This window comes from Streptomyces sp. NPDC050560 (assembly GCF_044457285.1).
Lineage (GTDB): Bacteria > Actinomycetota > Actinomycetes > Streptomycetales > Streptomycetaceae > Streptomyces.
In genome coordinates, this window is the sequence record NZ_JBITGT010000007.1 from 335,232 (window position 1) to 349,489 (window position 14,258).

14 protein-coding genes and 1 pseudogene are annotated in these 14,258 nt (G+C 74.5%); 7 read left to right on the top strand and 8 right to left on the bottom strand.

Translation table 11 applies throughout. The features are described from left to right. Positions 1-74 precede the first annotated feature (74 nt). Positions 75-785 (bottom strand): DUF4232 domain-containing protein, encoded by a 711-nt coding sequence (locus ACIBIW_RS18590; RefSeq protein WP_399337355.1) that lies wholly within the window; start codon positions 783-785, stop codon positions 75-77. A 211-nt stretch (positions 786-996) separates the two neighbouring features. On the opposite strand from ACIBIW_RS18590, the gene ACIBIW_RS18595 reads away from it, so the two are divergent. Beyond that, entirely contained in the window at positions 997-2,553 is a 1,557-nt protein-coding gene (locus ACIBIW_RS18595) for a helix-turn-helix domain-containing protein (RefSeq protein ID WP_399337357.1), read from the top strand. Positions 2,554-2,755: 202 nt separating this feature from the next. Further along, on the top strand, positions 2,756-3,787 hold the full coding sequence (locus ACIBIW_RS18600; protein WP_399337359.1) for a medium chain dehydrogenase/reductase family protein: 1,032 nt from the start codon (positions 2,756-2,758) through the stop codon (positions 3,785-3,787). 104 nt (positions 3,788-3,891) lie between these two features. On the opposite strand, the gene ACIBIW_RS18605 is transcribed toward ACIBIW_RS18600, so the two are convergent. Both ACIBIW_RS18605 and ACIBIW_RS18610 read right to left on the bottom strand, forming a co-directional pair. Further along, positions 3,892-4,611 (bottom strand): response regulator, encoded by a 720-nt coding sequence (locus ACIBIW_RS18605; RefSeq protein WP_399337361.1) that lies wholly within the window; start codon positions 4,609-4,611, stop codon positions 3,892-3,894. Continuing rightward, on the bottom strand, positions 4,608-5,936 hold the full coding sequence (locus ACIBIW_RS18610; RefSeq protein ID WP_399337363.1) for a sensor histidine kinase: 1,329 nt from the start codon (positions 5,934-5,936) through the stop codon (positions 4,608-4,610). The genes ACIBIW_RS18605 and ACIBIW_RS18610 overlap by 4 nt, the downstream gene beginning before the upstream one ends. A gap of 292 nt (positions 5,937-6,228) precedes the next feature. Here ACIBIW_RS18610 and ACIBIW_RS18615 point away from each other — a divergent pair, with 292 nt between their 5' ends. The 3 genes from ACIBIW_RS18615 (at position 6,229) to ACIBIW_RS18625 (ending at position 8,950) form a co-directional block, all read left to right on the top strand. Beyond that, complete coding sequence (locus ACIBIW_RS18615; RefSeq protein WP_399337365.1) at positions 6,229-7,161, top strand: lysostaphin resistance A-like protein; 933 nt, start codon at positions 6,229-6,231, stop codon at positions 7,159-7,161. Between the two features lie 231 nt (positions 7,162-7,392). Next, the gene (locus tag ACIBIW_RS18620; RefSeq protein WP_399337367.1) at positions 7,393-7,824 is read left to right on the top strand and encodes a TraR/DksA family transcriptional regulator; all 432 of its coding nucleotides are present in this window, start codon (positions 7,393-7,395) and stop codon (positions 7,822-7,824) included. 214 nt (positions 7,825-8,038) lie between these two features. Further along, a complete protein-coding gene (locus ACIBIW_RS18625; RefSeq protein ID WP_399337369.1) occupies positions 8,039-8,950 on the top strand; it encodes an SGNH/GDSL hydrolase family protein in 912 nt (303 codons plus the stop codon). Between the two features lie 257 nt (positions 8,951-9,207). On the opposite strand, the gene ACIBIW_RS18630 is transcribed toward ACIBIW_RS18625, so the two are convergent. The 5 genes and pseudogenes from ACIBIW_RS18630 to ACIBIW_RS18650 all read right to left on the bottom strand — a co-directional run bounded on the left by ACIBIW_RS18630 (position 9,208) and on the right by ACIBIW_RS18650 (position 11,979). Beyond that, complete coding sequence (locus ACIBIW_RS18630) at positions 9,208-9,840, bottom strand: TetR/AcrR family transcriptional regulator (protein ID WP_399337371.1); 633 nt, start codon at positions 9,838-9,840, stop codon at positions 9,208-9,210. Positions 9,841-10,103: 263 nt separating this feature from the next. Beyond that, the gene (locus ACIBIW_RS18635) at positions 10,104-10,247 is read right to left on the bottom strand and encodes a hypothetical protein (protein ID WP_399337621.1); all 144 of its coding nucleotides are present in this window, start codon (positions 10,245-10,247) and stop codon (positions 10,104-10,106) included. Between the two features lie 6 nt (positions 10,248-10,253). After that, a pseudogene (locus tag ACIBIW_RS18640) lies at positions 10,254-10,376 on the bottom strand (class I tRNA ligase family protein); the annotation flags it as partial. Between the two features lie 299 nt (positions 10,377-10,675). Then, positions 10,676-11,152 (bottom strand): hypothetical protein, encoded by a 477-nt coding sequence (locus ACIBIW_RS18645; protein ID WP_399337373.1) that lies wholly within the window; start codon positions 11,150-11,152, stop codon positions 10,676-10,678. Positions 11,153-11,298: 146 nt separating this feature from the next. Next, positions 11,299-11,979 (bottom strand): hypothetical protein, encoded by a 681-nt coding sequence (locus ACIBIW_RS18650; RefSeq protein WP_399337375.1) that lies wholly within the window; start codon positions 11,977-11,979, stop codon positions 11,299-11,301. Between the two features lie 324 nt (positions 11,980-12,303). On the opposite strand from ACIBIW_RS18650, the gene ACIBIW_RS18655 reads away from it, so the two are divergent. Together ACIBIW_RS18655 and ACIBIW_RS18660 are read left to right on the top strand one after the other, a co-directional pair. Then, entirely contained in the window at positions 12,304-13,977 is a 1,674-nt protein-coding gene (locus tag ACIBIW_RS18655; protein ID WP_399337378.1) for a serine/threonine-protein kinase, read from the top strand. An 82-nt stretch (positions 13,978-14,059) separates the two neighbouring features. Beyond that, on the top strand, positions 14,060-14,251 hold the full coding sequence (locus ACIBIW_RS18660; protein ID WP_399337380.1) for a hypothetical protein: 192 nt from the start codon (positions 14,060-14,062) through the stop codon (positions 14,249-14,251). Positions 14,252-14,258: the final 7 nt, after the last annotated feature.

Consider the following 14,258-nt stretch of genomic DNA (forward strand, 5'->3'; position numbering starts at 1 on the left):
GTGGAGGGCGCGGAGGGTGGGCGTCAGGGCCGTGGCGGTGCGGGAGGGCGCGGGGGCGGTCGCCAGGTGCCCGGTCACCAGAGGAGGGCGTCGTCCAGCTCCTGCTGCCAGTAGGTGGTGGTCAGCTTGTCGTCAATGTGGACGCCCGCGGCGGGCAGCGCGGGGGCGGCGCTGTCCGATCCGTCGCTGCCGTCGCCGAAGAGGACGTCGAGGGTCCTGGCGGTGTGGCCGTTCGAGCCGCTGCCGTCGCCCGCGGACAGGGTGACGCCCGCATAACCGGAGTCGCCCGGGGCGAGCGTGACGACCGCCTGCGGCTTGGAGTCCTCGTTGACCGGCGGCACCGACTGGGCGTGCTCGAAGCGGAGTACGGGATAGCCGACGAGGTCGCACCTCTTCGAACCGGTGTTGGTGACGGTGACGAGGAGGTGGTTCACGGGGCGGGAGACCACCGTGGCGGTGGTCTTGGTGGTGGCGGCGGTGCACGGGACGCTGCCGGAGCCGCCCTCCGAACCGGCGGAGCCCGCCGCCGAGTTCGGGCCTCCGGTCCCCGCCGAGCGCTTCGGGCCGCCGGGGGACTCGGCGCCCGCGTTGCCGCTCCCGTCCGAACCCCTGCTCGTACCCGCGGAGTTGCCGGAGCCGCCCGGGTTTCCTGTGGCGGAGGGGGAGGCGGTGGAGGCGCCCTCGTCGCTGCCGCCCTCGCCGTCGTTGCAGGCGGTCAGGGACAGCGCGGCGAGGGCGAGCGCGGTGGCGGCGAACAGCCGGGTGCGGGTGGTACGAGCGGACATGGGACGACCCCCTGGTACGTATGGCGGAGACCTACCGCTCAACCGGGCGCCGGGAGCGGCATGCTTGGATGACCAGAGCTTGCGGGGCGACCCGTCCCAGCCGCCACAGTGGCCGGTGCATCCGGAACGCTGGAACGCCCGTACGCCTCTGACCTGGGGGAGGACAGCCCCCTTGGAACGCCGATCCGGGACGTGGCGAGTGGGAGAGACGATGGCCGGGGACAGCTTTTCCGAGCTTCTGGGGGAGCTGAAGAAGCGGTCGGGACTCAGTTACGGGGTGCTGGGCAAGCGGCTCCACATGAGCGCGTCCACGCTGCACCGGTATGTCAACGGGGACGCGGTTCCTACGGAGTACGCGCCCGTGGAGCGGCTGGCGCGGGTGTGCAGGGCGACACCCGAGGAGCTGGTGGAGCTGCATCGGAGGTGGGTACTGGCCGACGCGCTGCGGGGCCAGAAAACGGCGGCTCCCGCTCCACAGGGTGCTCCGCCCGCACGGGCGGCGGTTGCCGAGGCTCCGGGGGCTCAAGAGGCTGCGGGGGAAGCGGAGGCTCCAGGGGTTGGGGAGGGGAAGGAGACTTCGGAGGGCTCGGGGGGCCCAGGGGTTTCGGAGGCCCCAGCAGTTGCGGGGGAAGCGGAGGCTTCGGGGGAGGCCCCGGCGGCCCCGGCGGCCCCGGCGGCCCCGGCGACCCCTGAGGGCTCGAGAGCGACGGGAGCCCCGGAAGCCCCGGGAATCCCAGGCGCTTCGGGGGAAGCGGAAGCTTCGGGGGCGGAAGCCGCGGGCGCGGAAGGCGCCCCCTCCGGCCCGGCGGCCGCCCCTGCGCCCGCGTCCGGAACGTCCCCCTCCCCCGCCGCGCGGCAGCGCCAACGGCGCAGGGTGGCGTTGGCGGGGGCCGGCGTGGCCGCGGTGGCGCTCGCGACCGTGCTCGTCGTGAACCTTTTGCCCGACGGCGGCCGCACCGACGGCGGGAAGGCGGCCGGGGGAGCCGCCGCGGGAGACACCGCGCACCCGGGCGGCGACAAGCGGCCCGCCGCCTCCCCGAACGGCCGGGACCGCTCCCCGTCCCCGTCCTCGACCGCCTCCCGCAAACCCGGCGCCACGGGCTCGGCCCCCGCGCAGGGCTCGGGCGACCAGGCGGCGGGGCAGGCCACACCGCCCACCGTGGTCACCGACGCGTACCACTGGAAAGGCCCGTGCGACCAGCACTATCTGATCGACCGTGAGCCCGCCCAGGTCCCGCCGCCGCCGAGCGAGAACTACGCGCGCGGCTGGGTCACCGCGCTCGGCGGGGTCGCATCCGACGAGCAGTGGGTGCAGTTGACCGTGCAGGGGGCGGGGAAGAACACCGTCGTCCTTGAGGGGCTGCACGTGCATGTGGTGAGCAAGGGCGCGCCGCTCGCCTGGAACGACTACGCCATGGGTGTCGACGCGTGCGGCGGCGGCGTAGAGACACGGCACTTCGGTGTGGACCTGGACGCGGGGCAGCCCGTGGTGGCCCCCGAGGCGGGGGAGCGCGACTTCCCGTACAAGGTGAGCGAGTCCGACCCCGAGGTGTACTTCGTCACCGCGAACGCCCGCTCCCATGACGTGAGTTGGTATCTGGAGCTGGACTGGTCGAGCGGCAGCAGGCGCGGCACGGTGCGCGTCGACGACAACGGCCGCCCCTTCCACACCAGCGGCAACGCCGCACGCCCCGCCTACGACTACCCGCTGGGCGCCAACGACCGCTGGGAGGTCGCGGACGGCAAGCCGGGCCCGCCCGAGAGCTAGGGGGTGTCCTCACACCCCCTGGGCGATGGCCGGACAGCCGGGCACCGCCACGCCACAGAACCGCCACCCCACCCCACCAGACGCTCGCACCGTTAGAGGGTATAGCGAAAGTGATTGACACTCCGCATGCCCGTTGGTTATAACTTCTCACAGGCGTGAGTGAGCCTAGCCAGCAGGCGGCCGGGCAGTGGAGGAGGGTGTCATGGGTGGCGTGGAGTTGGTCGAGGTCGTGCTGCCGGGGAAGGTGGAGCCCGAGGGGCTTCAGGTACGGCGCGGGACGGTGCCGGCGCCCGGGGACGGGCAGGTCGTGGTGCGGATGGAGGCGACCGGGGTCTCCTTCGCCGAGCAGCAGATGCGCCGCGGGAAGTACTACGACCAGCCGCCGTTCCCCTTCGTGCCCGGTTACGACCTGGTCGGGACGGTGGAGTCCGCCGGGCGCGGTGTCGGGCCCGGGCTCGTGGGCACCAGGGTCGCCGCGCTCGTGAAGGTCGGCGGCTGGGCCAGCCATGTGCGGGTGGACGCCGCGGACGTGGTGCCGGTGCCCGCGGGCGTCGGTCCCGCGGAGGCGGAGACCGTGGTGGTCAACGGCGTCACCGCCTGGCAGATGCTGCACCGCAAGGCACGCGTGCGGGCCGGGCAGACCGTCCTGGTGCACGGGGCCAACGGCGGTGTCGGCATGGTGTTGGTCCAACTCGCCCACGCGGCGGGGGTGAAGGTGATCGGCACCGCCTCCGCACGCCACCACGAGGGGCTGCGGGCCCGCGGTGTCACCCCCGTCGACTACCGCACGCAGGACGTACCCGCGCGGGTGCGGGAACTCGCCCCCGGCGGTGTGGACGCCGTCTTCGACCACGTCGGAGGGCCCGGTATCACCGACTCCTGGCGGCTGCTCGCGCCCGGCGGCACCCTCGTCTCGTACGGCAGCGCCGCCACCCGCGACGACGGCGGCTCCAAGCAGCTTCCCGTGCTCAGGCTGCTGGGCCGGGTCTGGCTGTGGAACGCGCTGCCGAACGGCCGTCACGCCTGCTTCTTCAACGTCTGGGCCGGGCGGGGGCTCGCGAAGAACCGCTTCAGGGCCCGGCTGCGCGCCGACCTCACCCAGGTCCTCGACGCCCTGGCCCGCGGCGAGTTGAGTGCGCCGGTCGCCGCGCGGCTGCCGCTCGCCCGTGCCGCGGAGGCGCTGCGGCTCGCCGAGTCCGGGACCGTCGTCGGCAAGGTCGTACTGAATCCGTAGTACGGAACAACCGGCCTACGCAACGGAGTTGAGCGCGCAGGCCAGGCGCCATGGGCCGGGCGTGCGGGGCGCGGGGGCGCGGGCGCGCCGGTTCGTGTGCCGGGTCAGTCGGCGCCGGGGGCGACGCCCGCGCGGTAGGCGAGGACCACCGCCTGGACCCGGTCGCGCAGGTCGAGCTTGGTGAGGATGCGGGAGACGTAGGTCTTCACGGTCTCCTGGCTGATGACGAGTTCGGCGGCGATCTCCGCGTTCGACAGGCCCCGGCTGATCAGCAGCAGCACCTCGTGCTCGCGCGGGGTCAGGGCCTTCAGGCGTTCCCTGTCGGGGGAGGGCGCCGGGGTGGTGGGCCGCACCCGCTGCGCGTAGCGGCCGATGAGGGTGCGGGTGACGGCGGGCGAGAGCAGGGAGTCGCCGCGGGCGATGGTCCGCACCCCGGCCACGAGTTCGCCCGGGTGCGCGTCCTTGAGCAGGAAGCCGCTGGCGCCCGCGCGCAGCGCCTCGTACACGTACTCGTCGACGTTGAAGGTGGTGACGATGAGGATGCGGGCGGGGCTCGGGGAGTCGGGGCCCGCGAGGTGGCGGGTGGCCTCGATGCCGTCGAGCAGCGGCATGCGGATGTCCATCACGACGACGTCGGGCCGCAGCCGCTCGGCCGCCGCCACCGCGGCCCGCCCGTCGGCCGCCTCGCCGACGACCTCCATGTCGTTCTGCGCGGCGAAGACGGTGGCGAAACCGGCCCGCACCAGCGGCTGGTCCTCGCAGATCAGCACCCTGATCCCGGCGTCGGGGGCGGCGGTGGGGAGCGGTTCTGCGGGCCCGGTCACGAGGCCGCCGCCGCGGGGATACGGGCCCGCACGCCGAAGCCGCCGTCGCCGCGCGGCCCCGCGGTGAACTCGCCGCCGAGCAGGTCGACCCGGTCCCTGAGGCCGCCGAGGCCGCGCCCGCCCGAGACATGGGGGCCGCCGCGGCGCAGTGCGGGGGAGTCGGCCGCGGGGGCGCCGTCCCCGGGCCCTTCGGTGGTGACCTCGATATCGGTCCACTCGGCGGTGTGGGCGATACGTACGAGGGTCCGCCGTCCCGCGGCGTACTTCACCGCGTTGGTCAGGGACTCCTGCACGATCCGGTACGCGGTGAGTTCGGCCCCGATCGCCCTCGTCACGCGCTCCCCCTCCTCGGTGAACTCGACCGGCTGGCCGCCGAGCCTGCTCTGCTCCACCAGATCCTGCACCTTGCCGGGCAGCGGCGAGCGGTCGGCCCCCTGCCCTTCCCCGGTCGCCTCCAACACCCCGAGCAGGAAGCGCAGTTCGGCGAGGGCGCGGCGGCCCGTGCCGCTGATGGCGGTCAGGTTGCCGGTGAGGCGGTCGGGTGCCGCGGCGAGGAACTGGGCGGCGTCCGCCTGCACCACCATCGCGGTCACATGGTGTGTCACCACGTCGTGCAACTCCCGTGCCAGACGGCTGCGTTCGGCGGCCATGGCGGACTCGGCGGCCAGCCGCCGCCGCTCCGCCTCCTCGGCGCGGCGCCCGCGCATGACAGCGCCCGCGGCCCAGACCACCGCGAGGGCGAGGAAGAACAGGCCGTAGTCGGCGGGCCGTTCGGGCGAGCCGAGGGCGTGGAGGGCGAGTGCGAAGCCGAGGTACGCGGCGGTGGCCGCGGCGGCGAGCGCGCCCCGGTGGCGGGTCAGGTGGGCCGCGGCCGAATAGAGCGCGAGGTAGACACCGATGCCGCCGAAGGTCGGCGGGTACGCCATGGCCTCGTGGACGGCGAACGAGCCACAACTGAACGCGAGGCAGCATGCGGGCCACCGGGTGCGCACCGCGAGCGGGACCACCTCCCCCAGGGTCAGCAGGACACCGGCCGCGCCGATGCCGCGTACCGGCAGGTCGCCGAACTGCGGGGCGACCTTGGACAGCGGTTCCGTGAACGCCAACAGCGCCAGCAGGGCGGCGAGTTCGCGGTCCTTGACGGGCTGGGGGCGGGCGCGCCACCACTCGGTGAGGGCCCGCCATCGCGCTGCGGAGGCCCGCCACCGCGCTGCGGGGGCACGCCACCACCCTGCGGAGGCACGCCACCGTCCTGCGGAGGCACGGCGGCGCTCCCCCAGGGTCCGTGGCCGTGCGGTGGCACTCGACGGTGCGTCTATCGGCACGGGGTGCCGCCGGGGGTGGGGCGTGGGTGGCTCGGCACGGGGTCGCTCACGGCATTCCTGGCCTCTCGCGGATTTGTGCTGGGGCCGCCTCGCGCGGCGCCTTCGTGGGACGAACGTAGCGCCGGGCGGTGTGCCCGCGAATCCCCCCGTGGTGCGGGGCGGGGTAGCTCTCCCGGGGGATGCCGACGGCCCTCGGCTGTCCACCCTGCGGGGACCCTTCACACCGCCCTGACCTCGTACGTTTCTTGCATCGAAGCCGGGGCGAGTGCGCCGGCACCGGGAGGAGGACGCCATGTCGACGCGTGACGAGGAGCCCGTGGCCGGGGCGGTGGACGGCACGGCGGCGGGGGCCCGCGGGGTGCGAGAGGGCGGGCGGCCGGGGTGGGCGCGGTCCTTCTGGGTCAGGCTGCCCGCGCTGCTCGTACCGCTGCTCGGTGTGGAGGCCGCCACCACCGGGGTCAACTCCCTTGCCGACGCGACCCCGTTCACCGCGCTGCTGTCCGGTGTGGGCACGGCGGCGCTCGCGCTGTGGGCGTATGTGTGGCTGGTGCGCACGGTCGAAGGGCGGGGCGGGCCCGAGGAGTTGGCGCTGCGGGACGCCAGGTCGGGGGTGTGCCGCGGCGCGCTGCTTGGGCTCGGGCTCTTCGGCGCCACGCTCGGGCTCATCGCGGCGTGCGGGGGCTACCGGGTGGCGGGCTGGGGGTCGTTCGGCGGGGCGGTGACCACACTGGGGCTGATGTGCTGCGTGGCGGTCACGGAGGAACTGGTCTTCCGGGGCGCGCTGTTCAGGGTGCTTGAGGAGAGGACGGGCACCTGGGGGGCGCTGGCGGTGTCCGGGGTGCTCTTCGGCGCGCTGCACCTGGTCAACGAGGGGGCCACCGTCTGGGGCGCGCTCGCCATCGCGATCGAGGCGGGCCTGCTGTTCGGCGCGGTCTACGCGGCGACCCGCTCGCTGTGGCTGCCGATCGGCCTCCACCTGGGCTGGAACATGGCGGAGGGCGGCATCTTCGGCAGCACCGTCTCGGGCGCGGGCGACGGCGGCACCGGACTGCTGGACGGCGCGGCGCACGGCGCGCAGGCGGTGTCGGGCGGCGCCTTCGGGCCCGAGGCGAGCGTGTTCGCGATCGTGGTGTGCCTGGTGCCGACCGTGTACTTCCTGGCCAGGGCCCGCCGCCTCGGCCGCATCCGGCCGCGCGGCGGCCGGGACACCGCGACCCGGGGGTGAAGCCCGGCCCGGGATGAGGCCCGGCCCGGAGATGTGGAAGGGGGCCGGGGGGTGGAAGGGGGCCCGGGGGGGGTGGAAGGGGGCCGGGGGGTGTGAACGGGAGCGGGACGTGTGGACAGGACCCGGGGTGTGGACGGGACCCGGGAGGTGGACGGGAGGGGTGGGTGGCCCGGGGCCGTCCGCTCCTCGCGGTCGTGGAATAGCCGGGTCGGGCGCCGCCGTTCTCCCGTTATGAGCGGATTCGACCGAGGGAGCGGGCGGGCGCCCCGAGCCGGGGACGGCGCAGCCCCGGTACCGGGGGACGGCGGCGGGAGCGGGCGGCTCGACGACGCCGCCGTGCGGGCGCGTCTCGGGGCCGAGCGGGAGGACGCCGCCGCGCGGATCGCGGCCCTCGGGCGGGACTTCGACGCCATCGTCGCGGCGAACGCCCTGGTGGCCGTGGACGACGAGCACGATCCCGAGGGTTCGAGCACCGCCTTCGAGCGGGCCCACGTCGCCGCGATGCTCCGCCAGGCCCGCGAGTACGCCGACGAGATCGACGCCGCGCTCGACCGCCTCGACCGCGGCGCCTATGGGCGGTGCGCCGACTGCGGCCGTGACATTCCGGCCGCACGGCTGCTGGCCCGCCCCGCGTCCCGCACCTGCGTCTCCTGCGTCTCCTGAGCCTTCTGAGCAGCCCCGGCGTTCCCCCGGCGCCCTCTGCGACGCCGTGCGAGCGGCCCCTTGCGCCGGGCCGTGCCGCCGTGTCGCGACAAAGGTCTGATGTCCCGCACGTATACGAATGACTTACTGACGGGTAGCTTTGCGGTGTGCCGGTCCCCCGCGCCACTGGCCGGTGTTGTCCTGTCGTGCCCCTCCCCACGTCAAGGAGTACGCCATGCACAAGCCCCGTAGCACCGAAGGCACCAGAGCCGGCCGCCCGGCGCGCCGCTCAGGCGCCGTCGTCGCCCTCGCCGCCTGTGTGGTGGCCGCCCTCACCTCCGGTACGGCCGCCGCGGCCGGTTCCGACGAACCCCTCAACTACGTGGCGCTCGGCGACAGTTACAGCGCGGGCTCCGGGGTGCTCCCGGTCGCGCTCGACTCGCCGCTGCTGTGCGCCGTCAGCACCCGCGACTACCCGAAGGTGCTCGCCGCCCGGATCGGCGCCACCCTCACCGACGCCACCTGCGGCGGCGCCACCACCGGGGACTTCACCGCCTCCCAGTACCCGGGCGTGGCCCCGCAGCTCGACCGCCTCGGCCAGGACACCGACCTGGTCACCCTCACCATCGGCGGCAACGACGAGGGCACCTTCCTCGACGCCATCCTCACCTGCGCCACCGCCGGAATCCTCAGCGCGGGCCAGGGCAGCCCCTGCAAGGACCAGAACGGCTCCAAGTGGTCCGACGGCATCGAGCAGACGGTCTACCCGGCGATCAGGAACACCCTCGCCGCGATCAAGGAGCGCGCGCCCGGCGCCCGGGTCGCGATCCTCGGCTACCCCTGGATCATGCCGAGTACGTACTCGTCCGGCTGCTTCGTGAAGATGCCGATCGCCAAGGGCGACGTGCCGTACCTGCGCGGGCTCCAGAGCGATCTCAACGACGCGGTGCGCAGGGCGGCGGCCGACACGGGCACCGCCTACGCCGACATGAACGGGCGCTCCGACGGCCGCGACGCCTGCACCCCGGCCGGGACGCGTTGGGTCGAGCCCGCCCTCTTCGGCACCAACTACGTACCTGTGCACCCCAACGCCGAGGGCGAGGCCGCGATGGCCGACGCCGCGGGCCAGGCGCTCGGGGTCGGATAGGCCCCTCCGGGGCGGCGGCACGGCCGCCCGCCCCGGAGGTGAGGGCCGCCGCGGGGCCCGTCATGGAAGGCCGTGGTCCATGACGGGCCCGCGCGGCGGCGGGTGACCCTCCGGCCGGTTCCACGGGCCTCCCCACGCCGTGGGCCCGAGCCGGAGGGCTGGTCTCTGCGCGGCTCTCGCCGCCGCGTCAGCGCGGCTTCAGCACCGCGGGCGCCATGGACGCCACGGACGGCGGGACGGCGGCGGCCCCGGCCGCCTCACTCCCGCCGCAGCGGGGCGCGCAGCCTGATCGGCCCCGGATGCTCGTCGAACATCGGCTCGGGCTCCGGCAGCCGGTAGAGCCGGTACACATGGCGGCGGGCCGCCTCGATCGGATACGTGTCCTCGTAGACCGTCAGCTTGAAGGTCACCCCTTCGAGCACACTGCGGAACATCACCTGCTCCAGGGCGGGGTCCTCGGCGCCGCGCGCCGCGAACAGCGAGGCGACGGCGGCCTCGGCCGCGGCGACCCGCTCCTCTGCCGCGGACTCCGCCTCGGCGAGCACCGAGCGCACCGCGGGCTGCACCATCACGGCCAGCATCAGCCGGGTGACCGCGAGGTCCGACCTGGCGCCGCCGAGCACCATGTCGATCAGCCGCGCGAGCGCGGCGTCGGGGCCGCTCTCCCCGGCGTCCTCGGCGGCGGCGATCATCGCGCCGGTGATCGCGTCGAGCCACTGCCCGAACACAGCGACCAGCAGGTCCCGTTTGGCCGGGAAGTAGTACGAGGCCAGGCCCTGGGAGACCCCCGCCGCCCTGGTGATGGCGGCGAGCGAGGTCGCCTCGAAGCCCTGGGTCGCGATCAGCTCCAGGGCGGCGGCCATGATCCGCGCACGGGACTCCTCGCGCATGGCCTTGTTCAGAGCCGGAGACCGGGGTGCCATCGGATGCCTTCGCGTTTTTGACTGGTTGAGCACTCAGTGAATACACCATGGCGGCAGTGCGGCGCAACTGGGCGGTATGCGGCGGGGGTTGAGGGGCAGGTGAGGGGTGCGGGAAACGGCAGGTGGGGGTAGGGGCGGCCGCGCGGTGGGGTGAATGTTTCACGTGAAACCGGACGGAACGGCCACCGGGGGCGCACCCCCTCACCCCCCGAGGCTCAGTGCCCCGAGGCTCAACTCCCCGCGCCCCGCCCCCCGAAGCGTTCCACGAATGCCGCCAGCTCCTCTGGGGTGATCTTGGCGAAGAGCACCGGTGGCACCGTGAAGCCGGTGCCCTCGGGGACGGTGTCGCCGAAGCGCTTGTGGGAGAAGGGCAGGCGCCCCGGGTCGGCGTCGGTCCACTCCCTGGTGGCGCCGACGTACTCGACGGGGGCGTCGAACCAGACGTAGAAGACCCTGCCCTCGGCGGCCGGCCCGGGCCAGGTGTCGGCGGGGACGGGCACCCCAGCGGCAGCGGCGGCCGGCTCCGCGGGGGTGCCGTGCTCGCCGGTGGCGCAGATGGGGGTGTTGGCCGGTCCGGCGCAGATAGCGGGCGTAGACGTCGGCGGGGAGCGTGGAGCCCACCATGTTGCCCAGGTGCCGAGTCATCCTCGGGGGCTCCGTTCGTGCGGGGGCTGCCCGATTGGGCCGCCTTTATCACCCTACGTCACCCGGACAGGCCTCCCCGGTGGCTGCCTCCCGCCACCCGGCCCGTACCGCACGCGGCCCGGACCGGGGGCGACGCGTGCCACCGTGCGGCCGGTGCTCACCTGAGGCGGCGGTGGCGGCGGTGCCTGCGGCCGCCGTTGGGGCGCCGCGCCACCAGGAGGTACGTGGCGGCCAGCACCGCGGCGCCCTCCCCGATCACGGTCAGGGTCTTGTCGTCGTACCAGACCGGCTCGTACATGTTCGGGAACGGGCCGAGGGTGCCGACGTCGACCCAGTAGTAGATCAGCAGCAGCGCGAGGCCGCCCGCCGCGACCAGCCAGGCGAAGAGCGCCGAGATCCTGTGGTGCCAGACCAGGATCAGCAGGGCGGCGAGCGCCGCGAGGGCCGCCTCGATCCGGAAGAGGGTCCCCTGGCTGATGCTCTCGTTCACGGTGTCGTACTGGGGGGCGAGCCTGGCGTGGACCTGGGCGTCCAGGGCGAGCCCCGCGGCGGCGATCAGCCGTGCGACGCCGCGCGCGAGGCGGCGCGCCCAGCGGGTGCGGGCGGGTGCGGCGGGTGTGTCCGTGGTCGCCATCGGTCCTCCGTGAGGGGTCGTTCCCGCGAGCGGCCGCGGTACGGCTGCGGTACGGCCGCGGGAGCCGCCGGGGTACGGCGCAGGGGCCGGGCGGCGGTGCGCCCGGCCCCTGTGTGGTTGCCGTGCCGTGGTCGGGGGCGGGCCCGTCAGTAGCCGGGCGAGCCGCCGGTCGGGCTCGCGGTGTCACCGCTGGGGCTCTCCGACGGGCTCTCGCTCGGGCTCTCACTGGGGCTCTCACTCGGGCTCGCGCTGCTGCCGGGCGACTTGGTGACCGCGGCGCCCGCGGCGTCGAGGACGAACCACTTGGCGCCGAAGGCGTTGACGCCCTGGCCCTTCACATCGCCCGGCTTCTTGTCCTCGGCGAAGTAGTAGAGCGGGTGGTCGTTGTAGGTGGCCTGCATGCTGCCGTCGTCGCGCTTGGTGGTGCCGAGCAGGTCGGCCTTGAGATCGCTGCCGGAGGACTTGGGAACGGCGTTCACCGTGGCGGGCGGCCACTGCTCGGCGCAGGCGTTGTTACAGGTCGACCTGGTGCTCTTGTCGGCCTCGAAGAGATAGAGGGTGCGGCCCTTCCCGTCCACCAGGATCTTCCCGAGCCCGGCCGTCTCGACGGCCTTGATCTCCGAGGCGGGGGAGGTGGAGGGCGACGCGGAGGGGGACTCCGACATGCTCGGGGACGCGGACGGGCTCTCTGTCTGCTTGGCCGCGGCCTCGACCCGGGCGTGGGTGGCGGACTCGGAGTTGTCGCTGCCCTGCGAGCAGCCGGTGACAGAGACAGCGAACAGTGCCGCCGCCGCGGCGGTGAGCGCTGTTGTGGCACTGATCCTCATGGGACTCCTTCGGGGGACTCCGGCGGGCAGGGGGCCCGGCGGGCATCGCGGCCCCCGGAACGGGGCCGTCCGCGTCCACTGCACCCCGCGGGGCCCTGCGGGGCGACCCGGCGAGAGCCATTCGGGCGACATCGCGGCGCGTCGTCCCCCTCCCCCGCACGGCCCCGTACGGGCGGGGGCGCGGTGGCGCCAGGTGCGGTGCCGGGGGATGTGTGGTGGCGGGAGGCATAGTGGCGGGGGGCGCGGTCGGGCCGGGCGTGCGGTGCGTGTCGATTCGACGGCGCGGGCTGCTGTACGTCACCGGCGGGCCGTACCATCCAGGGCGTGGGGGAGGGGGCCCAGTTGCAGCGGGTGATCGACGGACGGTTCGAGCTGGGCGGCAGGCTCGGCGGCGGTGGTATGGGCCTGGTGTGGCGGGCGCGTGACCTGGTGCTCCACCGCGAGGTGGCGCTCAAGGAGGTACGGCCGCCCGACCCGCACCTCGCCGAGTACGACCCCGAGGGCGCGCGCGTGCTGCGGGCCAGGGTGCTGCGCGAGGCGCGGGCGCTCGCCAGGCTCGACCACCCCAACGTGGTCACGGTGCACCACATCGTGGACCCGTCGGACGGCTCGTTCCCCTGGATCGTGATGGAGCTGGTGCCGGGCCGCTCGCTCCAGGCCCGCCTCGACGAGGGCCCCATGGCGCCGCGCGAGGCGGCCGCGATCGGGCTCGGGGTGCTGTCCGCGCTGCGCGCCGCGCACGCCGCGGGCATCCACCACCGGGACGTCAAACCCGCCAACGTGCTCCTGCACACCGACGGCCGCCCCGTCCTCACCGACTTCGGCATCGCCACCCTGGGGGAGTCGACCAGGCTCACCGGCACCGGCTCCCTCATCGGCTCCCCCGACTACATCGCGCCCGAGCGGGTCCGCGGCCAGGAGGGCGATCCCGCGTCCGACCTGTGGTCGCTCGGCATGATGCTGTACGTGGCCGTCGAGGGGCACCATCCGCTGCGGCGGCCCACCACGCTCGCCACCCTCGCGGCCGTGCTGGACGGCGAGATCCCTCCCCCGGCACGCGCGGGGGCGCTCACGGACCTGCTGACCGCGCTGCTGGTACGTGACCCGGCGGCGCGCCCCGGCGCCGACGAGGTGGCGGCCGTCCTGAGCGCCGTCGCCGAAGGAACCGCCCCGCACCCCGCCACGGCCCCCGACCTCGCGGCCCCCGGCGCCGCAGCCGCCGACGCGGCCCCCGGCCTCCCCGGGCCCCCCGCCGCGGGGCCGCCGTCCGACACACCGCCAACCGGGCGGCCCGAGCCGCACCACGGGTACGGGCCCATCCGCCCCAAGTACGCCATGATCTACGCGGCCGTCTCGCTGCTGATGACCACCGGGGTAGGTCTCGGCATCTGGGCGGCGACACGGGACGACGACAGCGGCGGCTCGGGCGCCTCTGGCGGCTCGTCCAGTGAGCAGCCCGCGGAGCCCGGCGCCTCCGCGACCGGCGCCACCGACGACTCCCCCGGCACCGGCACCGCCACCCCGGGCCCCGCCGGGGGCCCCACCGGCGACCTGCTGGAGCCCGCGAACCTGAAGAAGGCCATCCAGCGGATGAAGCCCGTGATGGGCGGCACCAAGGTCACCCAGTTCAACGTGTACGGCGACTTCATCAACGCCGAGGCGCCCGTACCCGGCAGGGGCGACGTGTACGACAGCTTCACGTACCGCGGGGGCAGGACCGAGAACAACCACATGGGCGGCGAGATCCACGCGTCCGACGAACCGCCCGTGGACATCGCGAAGATGGACTGGGACAAGCTGCCCTCGCTGATCCACACCGCCGAGACCACCCTCGGCATCGAGCACCCCGACAAGACCTACGCCCTGCTCGACCCGGCCTGGGGCGTCCGGGGCACCGACGAGCCCGACATCCTCGTCTACGTCGGCGACGCGTACGAAAGCGCCTACCTGGTCAGCGACTTCGACGGCAAGGTCGTCGAGAAGCACCCGCGCTCCTGAGGCGCCGCGCGCGCGTGCGACACCGCCGCCGCCCTCGTGCAGGACCGCCGCCACTTCCGAACGGGCCTGCCACAATGGGCGGGTGAGCCTCAGGAGACCCGTCCAGTGCATCAAGTGCCGTGACACCCACGTCGTGGTGGCGCAGGCGCCTGACAAGGAGACGGGGCTGCCGCGCTGGCGCTACACCTGCCTTGACTGCCGTATCGCCTGGTGGGTCGACCAGCACGGGGAGTGGACCCAGGAAGGACCGCCAGGACAGGGCCGGGAGTGGTGACACCGCC